We start from the raw sequence: 10,516 nt of genomic DNA on the forward strand, positions 1-10,516 counted from the left end.
CCCTTGTCGTCGTACGAATCCATCCCGCCCCGATCCCCGTCGATCCCGGTCAGTTATCCACAGGGTTGACACCCTACGGGCCGCAGACTCACCATTGAAGACATTGAACCGAACGATCGGTCGGTAGGGAGTCCGGGATGGTGGCAGTGACTGCGGGCCAGACAGCGCAGGCGGCAGCAGGCAGTACCGATGGGGCGGACGGGGCCCTGGAGGCGGCCTTCGACGCCGCGGTCGCGGCCGATGAGCGCATCGAGCCACGGGACTGGATGCCCGACGCCTACCGCGCCTCGCTGGTCAGGCAAATGGCCCAGCACGCCCACTCCGAGATCATCGGCATGCAGCCGGAGGCCAACTGGATCACCCGCGCCCCCTCGCTGCGCCGCAAGGCCATCCTGATGGCCAAGGTGCAGGACGAGGCGGGACACGGGCTGTATCTCTACAGTGCGGCCGAGACCCTCGGCACGGGCCGCGAGGAGCTGCTCGACAAGCTGCACGCGGGCCGTCAGCGGTATTCCTCGATCTTCAACTACCCGACCCTGACCTGGGCGGACGTCGGCGCCATCGGCTGGCTCGTGGACGGCGCGGCGATCACCAACCAGGTCCCTCTCTGCCGCTGCTCCTACGGCCCTTACGCCCGGGCCATGGTCCGCATCTGCAAGGAGGAGTCCTTCCACCAGCGCCAGGGCTACGAACTGCTGCTCGCGCTCAGCCACGGGACACCGGCGCAGCACGAGATGGCGCAGGACGCCGTGAACCGCTGGTGGTGGCCGTCCCTGATGATGTTCGGCCCGCCGGACGACGCCTCGTCGCATTCCGCGCAGTCGATGACCTGGAAGATCAAGCGGCATTCCAACGACGAGCTGCGGCAGCGCTTCGTGGACATCTGCGTCCCGCAGGCCGAGGTCCTGGGCCTCGCGCTCCCCGACCCGGACCTCCGGTGGAACGAGGAGCGCGGTCAGCATGACTTCGGGGCGATCGACTGGACGGAGTTCCAGGAGGTCCTGAAGGGCAACGGGCCGTGCAACGAGCAGCGCCTCACCCAGCGCCGCCGGGCCCATGAGGAAGGCGCCTGGGTCCGGGACGCGGCCGCCGCATACGCACAGAAGCACACGGATTCGCCGAACGCGGACGCAGCGAAGACGGATGTACCGAAGACGGTTGTACCGAACGGGGAGGCGACAGCATGAGCAGCTCGACCGACTGGCCGCTGTGGGAGGTGTTCGTGCGCTCGCGGCGCGGACTCTCGCACACCCACGCCGGCAGCCTGCACGCCCCGGATGCCGAGATGGCCCTGCGCAACGCACGCGATCTCTACACCCGCCGCTCCGAGGGCGTCTCCCTCTGGGTGGTGCCCTCCAGCCAGATCACGGCATCATCGCCGGACGAGAAGGACACGTTCTTCGAACCGGCGGGTGACAAGCCCTACCGGCACCCGACCTTCTACGCCATCCCGGACGGGGTGAAGCACCTGTGACCGCGGCCCTCGCTCTCGGCGACGACGCGCTGGTGCTGTCGCACCGGCTGGGCGAGTGGGCGGGCCACGCCCCCGTGCTGGAGGAGGAGGTGGCCCTCGCCAACATCGCCCTGGACCTGCTGGGCCAGGCCCGGATCCTGCTCTCCCTGGCGGGTGACGAGGACGAACTGGCGTATCTGCGCGAGGAGCGCGCCTTTCGCAACGTTCAGCTGGTCGAGCAGCCCAACGGCGACTTCGCCCACACCATCGCCCGCCAGCTGTACTTCTCGGTCCACCAGCACGGCCTGTACGAACAGCTGGCGGCCGGAAACGGCGAGTTCGCCGGTCTGGCGGCCAAGGCCGTCAAGGAGGTCGCCTACCACCGTGACCACGCCGAGCAGTGGACCCTGCGCCTCGGGGACGGTACGGCCGAGAGCCACGCGCGCATGCAGCACGGGGTGGATGCCCTGTGGCGCTACACAGGCGAGCTCTTCCAGCCCGTCGAAGGCGTCGACGTGGACTGGCAGGCACTGCACAGCCGCTGGCTGGACTCCCTCACCACCGTGCTGGAGCGGGCCACGCTGACCGTGCCGACCGGACCGCAGACCGGCGCCTGGACAGCAGGTGCCGGCCGGCAGGGCATCCACACGGAACCCTTCGGCCGGATGGTCGCCGAGATGCAGCACCTGCACCGCAGCCACCCGGGGGCGTCATGGTGACCTGGACACCTCTGGAGGAGGAGCTGCGCAGCCTCGCGGGCTCCGTCCCCGATCCGGAGCTGCCCGTACTGACCCTGGAGGAGCTGGGCGTACTCCGGGGCGTGGAGGTGCTCGCACCCGGCCACGTCACGGTGCGGCTCACCCCGACCTACACCGGCTGCCCCGCGATAGAGACCATGTCCACCGACATCGAGCGAGTGCTGTACGACCACGGCATGACCGAGGTCTCCGTGGTCACCGTCCTCTCCCCGGCCTGGTCCACGGACGACATCAGCGCGGAGGGCCGGCGCAAGCTCGCCGAGTTCGGCATCGCGCCTCCGAGGCCGCACGACGCCGCGACCGCCTCCGCAGGGGCAGGGCCCGTACCCGTCGCCCTGTCGGTGCGCTGTCCGCACTGCGGCTCGACCGACACGGAGCTTCTGAGCCGGTTCTCGTCGACCGCTTGCAAGGCGCTGCGCCGCTGCGTGGCGTGCCGTGAACCGTTCGACCACTTCAAGGAGTTGTAGATGTTCCATCCGCTCCGGGTCAGCGCGATCGAGCGGCTCACGGACGATTCGGTGGCCGTCACCTTCGCCGTTCCGCCGAAGCTGCGCGAGACCTTCCGCCACAAGCCCGGCCAGCATCTCAACGTCCGCTACACGGTCGACGGCGAGGAGATCCGCCGCTCGTACTCGATCTGCGCACCGGCCACCGAACAGCCGGCCGACCCCGCGCTTCGCGTGGGCATCCGGCTCGTCGACGGAGGCGCGTTCTCCACGTACGCGCTCAAGGAACTGGCGGTCGGCGACCAGGTCGAGGCGATGCCTCCGATGGGCCGCTTCGTGCTCGCACCGCGCGCCGGGCAGTTCGCCGCGATCGTCGGGGGAAGCGGGATCACCCCCGTGCTGTCCATCGCGGCGACCCTGCTGGCCCGCGAGGCCGACGCCTCGTTCTGCCTGATCCGGAGCGACCGGACCGCCGCATCGACCATGTTCCTGGACGAGGTCGCCGACCTCAAGGACCGCTACCCGGACCGGTTCCAGCTGGTCACCGCGCTCTCCCGGGAGGAACAGCAGGCAGGCCTTCCCTCCGGCCGACTCGATCGCGAAAGACTCACCGGACTGCTGCCGGCCCTGCTATCGGTGGCCGACATGGAGGGCTGGTACCTGTGCGGCCCGCTCGGACTGGTCCGGGCCGCCGAAGGCGCGCTGCACGGCCTGGGCGTCGACCGGACCCGCATCCACCAGGAGATCTTCCACGTCGAGGACACCCCGGGCGCCTCCGCGCGGCCGCGGGACGAGAATTCGGCACAGAGCACGCTCACCGCGACCCTGGACGGCCGCTCGGGCACCTGGCCGGTGCAGGAGGGCGATTCCCTTCTGGAGACGGTGCTGCGCAGCCGTTCCGACGCGCCGTACGCCTGCAAGGGCGGGGTCTGCGGAACCTGCCGGGCCTTCCTGGTCTCGGGAGAGGTACGGATGGACCGCAACTTCGCCCTGGAGCCCGAGGAGACGGACGCGGGGTACGTGCTGGCCTGCCAGTCCCATCCGGTGACGGGGGAGGTGGAGCTCGACTTCGACCGCTGACCCACTGCGGCGCGCGCCCCGCACCTCGTACCCCGCCCGGCCTGTTCCCTTCTTGTAGAACCTGTTCTATCTTGACGCTCCGTCAGGTCGGGCTACAGGCACAGCGGTTCGCGGGAGGCCAGGACAGTGGACTTCACCTTCACCGAGGAACAACAGGCAGCCACCGAGGCAGCGCAGGCGGTCTTCTCGGGCGTCGCCCCCGATGCGGTGCCCAGTCCCGCTCTCGTCCCGGGAGCGGTCGCCGAGGACATCGACCGATCGCTGTGGGCCGGTCTCGCCGCCGGCGACCTGCTGAGCCTGACACTGGCTCCGGAGCATGGCGGGGCGGGCCTCGACCTGGTCGCGCTCTGCCTGGTGCTGCGCGAGTCCGCGAAGGTCCTCGCCCGGGTTCCGCTGCTGGAGACGTGCGCGGTCGCGATGGCGGTCCAGCGTTACGGCGACCATGAACTGGCGGCCGAGTTGCTGCCCCCGATCGGCCGGGGGGATCTGGTTCTCACGGTCGGCGCCAACGGCCGCACCGGCCACGACCCGGCCGAACTCGCCGTCACCGCACGGCCGGAGGACGGCGTCGGAGGCAGCGGCAGCGGCAGCGGCAGCGGCAGCGGCAGCGGCAGCGGCAGCGGCAGCGGCAGCGGCAGCGGCAGCGGCAGCGGCAGCGGCAGCGGCAGCGGCAGGAACAACAACTCAGGCGCATCCTGGGTACTGGACGGCGTCCAGTCGGCGGTGCCGTGGGCCCAGGCAGCGGACTGGATCGCGGTGCCCGCCCACGCCGGGGACGGCCGCGCCGTGCTGGCCCTGATCCGCCGCGACGACGACGGTGTCACCATCGCGGAGCAGGTCTCCACCAACGGTGAACTCTTCGGCGAGGTACGGCTGGACGCCGTCCGGGTCGAGTCCCGCCGGCTGATCGACGCCGCCGATGCCTGGGAGTGGCTGCGCTCCGTCCTCACCACCGGAACCTGCGCACTCGCGCTGGGCCTCGGCGAGGCCGTGCTGGCCATGACGAGCCAGTACACGGGCAAGCGCGAGCAGTTCGGCTTCCCCGTCGCGACCTTCCAGGCCGTGGCCATGCAGGCCGCGGACCGCTACATCGACCTGCGGGCTATGGAGGTGACCCTCTGGCAGGCGGCCTGGCGGATCGCCGTCGGCGGGGCCGGCGCGCTGCCACCGGCAGGCGATGTCGCGGTGGCGAAGATCTGGGCGTCCGACGGAGTCCGCCGTGTCGTGCAGACGGCACAGCACCTGCACGGCGGATTCGGCGCGGACACCGACTACCCGCTGCACCGCTTCCACGCCTGGGCCAAGCAGATCGAGCTCTCCCTCGGCCCGGCAGCGGCACATGAGGAGGCCCTGGGCGACCTGCTGGCCGCTCACCCCCTCGGCTGACACCACCGCGCAGCGCAAGCGGACGGGGCGGGGCAGGGCAGGGCAGGGCCACGGGAGGCCACTCGACGGAGCCTGGCGAGGCGATGGGAAGCCCCGGAAGCCCCGGAAGGCCACGGAAGGTCGCTCGACGAAGCCGGGCGGCGCCCCGCGAGGTCAGGCGACGAAGGCGGGCGCCCCGTTGTCGGTGACCATCGGGCGTCCGGCACCGTCCCAGGCGAGCATGCCACCGTCGATGTTCACGGCGTCGATGCCCTGCTTCACCAGGTACTGGGTGACCTGGGCGGACCGGCCTCCGACCCGGCACATCACGTGCACGCGCCGGCCGTCCTCCGCCGCCTCGGTCAGTTCACCGAACCGGCCCACGAAGTCGCTCATGGGAATGTGCAGGGCGCCGTCGACATGCCCGGCCGCCCACTCGTCGTCCTCCCGGACGTCCAGCACGAAACCGTCCGCCGGCACCGCCGTGACGGCGACTGCGGGAAGCGGGGCGAAATTCATGGGTCATGCCTTCTCTCGTTCACATGCGCACCGAAGTCACCGGAAACGCTACTGCAGACCTGACAGCTCGGCCTCACGCTGCGAGACCTCGCCCAGCAACTGCTCGGCGATCTCTTCCAGCAGGTGGTCCGGATCATCCGGAGCCATCCGCAGCATGGCGCCGATCGCGCTCTGCTCCAGTTCCTGGGCGAGCACCGTCAGCAGTTCCTTGCGCTGCGTCAGCCAGTTCAGCCGGGCGTACAGCTCGTCGGCCTCGCTGAGCTCCGCCGGGGGCACCACCGGTCCGGCCGCCCACTCCTGGGCCAGTTCCCTGAGCAGCGCCTCGTCCCCGCGCCCGTATGCGGCGTTGACGCGCGTGATGAACTCGTCGCGCCTGGCCCGCTCCTTCTCGTCCTGGGCCAGGTCCGGATGGGCCTTGCGGGCCAGCTCGCGGTACAGCTTGCGTGCCTCGTCGGTCGGCCGGACCCGCTTGGGCGGCCGGACCGGCTGCTCGGTCAGCATCGCCGCAGCCTCGGGCGACAGACCGTCGGAGTCGATCCAGTCGTGGAAAAGCTCGTCGACCCCCGGCATGGGCATCACGATCGCCCGTGCGTCCCGCGCCTTGCGGAGATCCTCCGGATCGCCCGACTTCGCGGCCCGGGCCTCCGCGATCAGTGCGTCGAGCTCGTCGAGCCGTGCGTACATCGGGCCCAGCCGCTGGTGGTGCAGCCTGGAGAAGTTCTCGACCTCGACCCGGAACGTCTCCACCGCGATCTCGAACTCGATGAGAGCCTGCTCGGCGACCCGCACGGCATGCGCCAGCCGCGCCTCGGGACGCGCCTGCTCACCGCCCGCAGCGCCTGCACCGCCCGCAGCGCCCGCAGCGCCCGCAGCGCCCGCAGCAGCATCGTCAGTCGTCCCAGCAGTCACATCACCGGTCGCACCCACGTGAGCGGGCGCACCGGCATCACGTCCGGCGCCGGGCCCGTCCGTTTGCGCCTCGGCCTGCGCCCCGGCCGGAGGGCCGGGCCGCTCGTCCTGCGGGGCGTCGTCCTGCAGGGCATCGTCGTTCCGGGTGGTCGGCACCCCGGCGGCTTCGTGGGTCACCCGTCCAGCGTATGGCCACGGCCGGGGTGCCGAGGACGCACGGTCGGCGCAGCGGACCTCACACCCCCGTTTCGGCGGCTATCCGCCCTGCTCCGATCGCCCGGACCAGGTCCGCGTGGTCCGCCTCGGTACGGTCCGCGTAGGTCACCGCGAACGCCGCCACCGCCTCGTCGAGCTCGTCGTTCTTTCCGCAGTACCCCGCGATCAGCCGCGGATCGGCGCTGTGCGCATGGGCCCGCGCCAGCAGCGCACCCGTCATCCGGCCGTAGTCGTCGACCTGGTCGGCCGCCAGCGCCGCAGGGTCCACGCTGCCCTTCCGGTTCCTGAACTGCCGCACCTGGAAGGGCCGGCCGTCCACGGTCGCCCAGCCCAGCAGGATGTCACTGACGACCTGCATCCGCTTCTGCCCGAGCACCACCCGGCGCCCCTCGTGGCCCACCTCGGGCACGTCGAAGCCCACGGCGGGCAGATGGGGCGCCAGTACCGACGGCCTGGCCTCCTTCACCTGAAGGACCAGGGGCTCGCCCCGGTGGTCCAGCAGCAGCACCACGTACGACCGGGTGCCCACGCTTCCCGTGCCGACCACCCGGAACGCCACGTCGTGAATCGTGTACCGGGCCAGCAACGGCACCCGGTCCTCCGAGACGGTGCCCAGATAGTCGCCCAGCCCCGCCGCCACGGCCGCCGCCTCCGTGTCCGGGACCCGGCGCAGCACCGGCGGCGCGTCGACGAACCGGCGACCGCCGTCCCCGGAGTCCTCCGTGGACTTCGCGGCGAAGCGGGCGCTGGTGTTGTTGCGCGCCTTCTCCGACACCCGCTCCAGGGTGCCCAGCAGATCCTTCGCGTCCGTGTACGAGACCAGTTCCTCGTCGGCGATGGCGTTCCACGCGTCGAGCGCGGGCAGCCGGGCCAGCAGCCGCATGGTCCGCCGGTAGGCGCCGACCGTGTCGTACGCGCCCCTGCGGCAGGTCTCCTCGTCCGCGCCGGCCTCGCGGCCCGCGAGCACCAGTGAGGTGGCCAGACGCTTGAGATCCCACTCCCAGGGGCCGGCCACGGTCTCGTCGAAGTCGTTCAGATCGATGACCAGGCTGCCGCGGGCGTCGCCGTAGAGCCCGAAGTTCGCCGCGTGTGCGTCGCCACAGAGCTGAGCGGCGATCCCGGTGACGGGTGTCCCCACCAGGTCGCGGGCCATCAGGCCCGCCGACCCCCGCAGAAAGGCGAAGGGCGACGCGGCCATCCGCCCGACCCGTATCGGTGTGAGACCCGCCACCCGGCCCTGATTCGACTCCTCGACCGCCCGCACCGCGTCGGGCCGCCCCGCAGGCAGAACCAGAGAGGCGTGGGAGGAGCGGGGCACACTCCGGCGCAGCGCCTTGCCGGCCTCTCTCGGCGACAGCGGTGCGGTGCGGTCCTCCGGGGCCGCACGGTGGGCGAACCCGGGTACGACGGGAATGCGTGCCCCGTCCTTCGCGTCCCGCCGTACCGACAGTGTCGCTTCGGTCTCACTCATGGCGCGCAGCCTCCCCCGACCGCACCCGGCGCCGCCGTCGGCGTCCGGCGTCCCGGTCCAGCATCAACTGCCGCAGACGGTACCGCTGTCCGCCCGCACCCCACCCCCGGGCTCCCGTTCGGGCCGGCCGCGGCATGACGTGGGCCTAACAGCCGCCGAGGTCGTCCTTCAGATGGGTCTCGGCCCAGCTCCCCAGTTCCTTGAGGGCGGGCTCCATCGCGGCACCGGCCTGCGTCAGGCGGTACGAAACCCGCAGCGGCGGCCCCTCGTCGACCTCGCGGAGCACCAGCCCCGCCGCCCCCAGTTCGGTCAGCCGGTCGGAGAGCATGCGCTCGCTGATGCCCGGAATGGCCCGCCGCAGATCGGCGAAGTGCACCGGATGCTGCATCAGCACGGAGACGATCGGCCCTGTCCAGCGCTTACCGAACAGCTCGAAGACGCGGCTGATGCCCACGTCCACCCGCCTGCACGCCTGCTCGCTGTGATCCGCCATCCATCCAGAGTACTGCGTGGACGTGAGGGACTTACTATTCGTAAGCCACTATGTTATTACTAGGTACGTACGAAATATTGGACCGCCTATCGGCCCTCCCCTTACCGATCCATACCAACCCATACCGATCCATGGAGTCCCTCATGGCCACCCTCCTGCACCTCGATTCCGCCGTCTTCCCCGAGGGCTCCGCCTCGCGCGAGGTCACCGCCGCCTTCGTACAGACCTGGCTCGAGCAGCACCCCGACGGGAAGGTCGTCTACCGCGACCTCGCGGCCGAGCCCCTGCCGCATCTGAACGCCGAGGCCGCCGCAGCCGGTGCCGCGCACCCCCTGCGGGGCGAACTCGCCGCAGAGCTCTCCGCCGCGGACGCGGTCCTGATCGGCGCCCCCATGTACAACTTCACGATTCCGTCGACACTCAAGGCATGGCTCGACCACGTGATCATCGTCGGCCACAACGTCGGCCCCGACAGCCCGGTCGCCGGCACCCCGATCACCGTCGTCGCCAGCCGTGGCGGCTCGTACGCCGCGGGCACCCCGCGCGAGGGCGCCGAATTCGTGCAGAACTATCTCGCGACGCTGCTGACGTCCATGTTCGCCGCCGAGGTCGACTTCATCGTGCCGGAGCTCACCCTGGCCCACAGCAATCCGCAGATGGCCGAGCTCATCCCGCTCGCCGACTCCTCCCGCGCCAAGGCACTCAGCGATGCCTCCGAGAAGGCCAAGGCCCTCGCTTCCCGCCTCGCCGCCTGAGAATCAGGGCGCGACAGCAGAGAAGGGCCGGGGTCCGCGGACCCCGGCCCTTCTCTGCGAATCGGACGTTTCACGTGAAACCAAACACTCGGAATCCCTGAACGGCCGGACCGGAATCCCCGACTGGGCCGGACCGGAACCCCTGACTGACCCAGAACCGGACAAGCCCCTGCCGGAACCGGACAACCCCGGGCCGGAACCGAAGAAGCCCCACAGGCCGATGGCCTGTGGGGCTTCTCTCTTGTGCGCGAGGGGGGATTTGAACCCCCACGTCCCTAAGGACACTGGCACCTGAAGCCAGCGCGTCTGCCGTTCCGCCACTCGCGCATGAGTGGTGTTTCCAGACTCTCGCTTGTTGCTGCGAGCGCCTGGCGACAAACGGAAGATTAGCACGCTGGACAGGGTGGATTCACATCCGTTTGTTTCGCCGAACGTCCCGAGGGAACCGGGAACCCGGAGCCGCCGCCCCCCACTCCTCCTGAGTGCACCCAAGGTGCGGGACACTGTCAGGAGGCCGCCTCTACGATCCGTGTGAGGGGGGACACTCCTCCACAGTGCAGACAAGGGGAACCAGCCGATTTCCCTACGCGTGGATACGATCAGTAAGCAGTACAGGGACGACAACACCGGAGGAGGTGCCCCATGGGAGTCATGAAGCGTTTCGAGCAGCGTCTCGAAGGTCTGGTCAACGGCACCTTCGCCAAGGTCTTCAAGTCCGAGGTCCAGCCGGTCGAGATCGCCGGTGCCCTCCAGCGGGAGTGCGACAACAACGCCACCATCTGGAACCGCGAGCGGACCGTCGTCCCCAACGACTTCATCGTCGAGCTCAGCGCCCCCGACTACGAGCGTCTCAGCCCGTACTCCGGCCAGCTGGGCGACGAGCTCTCCGGGCTGGTCAGGGACTACGCCAAGCAGCAGCGGTACACCTTCATGGGCCCCATCAAGGTCCATCTGGAGAAGGCGGACGACCTCGACACCGGTCTCTACCGGGTACGCAGCCGCACCTTGGCGTCGAGTTCGTCACAGCAGGACCAGCCCGGCCAGCCCGGCC

The 10,516-nt window shown here is 70.4% G+C and carries 12 protein-coding genes and 1 tRNA gene; 8 read left to right on the top strand and 5 right to left on the bottom strand.

Annotated elements, in window-relative coordinates:
• Positions 1-137 precede the first annotated feature (137 nt).
• The 6 genes from paaA (at position 138) to JGS39_RS30190 (ending at position 5,123) form a co-directional block, all read left to right on the top strand.
• Positions 138-1,187 carry a 1,2-phenylacetyl-CoA epoxidase subunit PaaA gene (gene paaA / locus JGS39_RS30165; RefSeq protein ID WP_219572876.1) on the top strand — a complete coding sequence of 350 codons (1,050 nt, stop codon included), beginning with the start codon at positions 138-140 and terminating at the stop codon, positions 1,185-1,187.
• Positions 1,184-1,474 (top strand): 1,2-phenylacetyl-CoA epoxidase subunit PaaB, encoded by a 291-nt coding sequence (paaB, locus tag JGS39_RS30170; RefSeq protein WP_219572877.1) that lies wholly within the window; start codon positions 1,184-1,186, stop codon positions 1,472-1,474. Before paaA ends, paaB begins: the two co-directional genes overlap by 4 nt.
• A complete protein-coding gene (gene paaC / locus JGS39_RS30175) occupies positions 1,471-2,172 on the top strand; it encodes a 1,2-phenylacetyl-CoA epoxidase subunit PaaC (RefSeq protein ID WP_219572878.1) in 702 nt (233 codons plus the stop codon). Before paaB ends, paaC begins: the two co-directional genes overlap by 4 nt.
• Entirely contained in the window at positions 2,166-2,678 is a 513-nt protein-coding gene (paaD, locus tag JGS39_RS30180) for a 1,2-phenylacetyl-CoA epoxidase subunit PaaD (protein WP_219572879.1), read from the top strand. The genes paaC and paaD overlap by 7 nt, the downstream gene beginning before the upstream one ends.
• Positions 2,679-3,737: a 2Fe-2S iron-sulfur cluster-binding protein gene (locus tag JGS39_RS30185; RefSeq protein ID WP_219572880.1), complete on the top strand. Its 1,059-nt coding sequence runs from the start codon at positions 2,679-2,681 to the stop codon at positions 3,735-3,737.
• Between the two features lie 126 nt (positions 3,738-3,863).
• Positions 3,864-5,123 (top strand): acyl-CoA dehydrogenase family protein, encoded by a 1,260-nt coding sequence (locus JGS39_RS30190; protein ID WP_219572881.1) that lies wholly within the window; start codon positions 3,864-3,866, stop codon positions 5,121-5,123.
• Positions 5,124-5,276: 153 nt separating this feature from the next.
• Here JGS39_RS30190 and JGS39_RS30195 read toward each other — a convergent pair whose 3' ends face one another.
• The 4 genes from JGS39_RS30195 to JGS39_RS30210 all read right to left on the bottom strand — a co-directional run bounded on the left by JGS39_RS30195 (position 5,277) and on the right by JGS39_RS30210 (position 8,710).
• Entirely contained in the window at positions 5,277-5,621 is a 345-nt protein-coding gene (locus JGS39_RS30195; protein WP_219572882.1) for a rhodanese-like domain-containing protein, read from the bottom strand.
• 48 nt (positions 5,622-5,669) lie between these two features.
• Positions 5,670-6,707, bottom strand: coding sequence for a J domain-containing protein (locus tag JGS39_RS30200; RefSeq protein ID WP_219572883.1), 1,038 nt, complete (start codon positions 6,705-6,707; stop codon positions 5,670-5,672).
• 58 nt (positions 6,708-6,765) lie between these two features.
• Entirely contained in the window at positions 6,766-8,217 is a 1,452-nt protein-coding gene (locus tag JGS39_RS30205; RefSeq protein WP_219572884.1) for a DUF2252 domain-containing protein, read from the bottom strand.
• A 145-nt stretch (positions 8,218-8,362) separates the two neighbouring features.
• Entirely contained in the window at positions 8,363-8,710 is a 348-nt protein-coding gene (locus JGS39_RS30210; protein ID WP_219572885.1) for a winged helix-turn-helix transcriptional regulator, read from the bottom strand.
• Between the two features lie 143 nt (positions 8,711-8,853).
• Here JGS39_RS30210 and JGS39_RS30215 point away from each other — a divergent pair, with 143 nt between their 5' ends.
• Complete coding sequence (locus JGS39_RS30215; RefSeq protein WP_219572886.1) at positions 8,854-9,465, top strand: FMN-dependent NADH-azoreductase; 612 nt, start codon at positions 8,854-8,856, stop codon at positions 9,463-9,465.
• A gap of 244 nt (positions 9,466-9,709) precedes the next feature.
• Here JGS39_RS30215 and JGS39_RS30220 read toward each other — a convergent pair.
• A tRNA-Leu gene (locus tag JGS39_RS30220) sits at positions 9,710-9,792 on the bottom strand.
• 315 nt (positions 9,793-10,107) lie between these two features.
• Between JGS39_RS30220 and JGS39_RS30225 the strand changes: the two genes are divergently transcribed.
• Positions 10,108-10,516: DUF3662 domain-containing protein (locus JGS39_RS30225; RefSeq protein WP_219572887.1), on the top strand; the 409-nt coding region annotated here is incomplete at its 3' end.

It is taken from the genome of Streptomyces poriferorum (assembly GCF_019399235.1).
GTDB lineage: Bacteria > Actinomycetota > Actinomycetes > Streptomycetales > Streptomycetaceae > Streptomyces > Streptomyces poriferorum.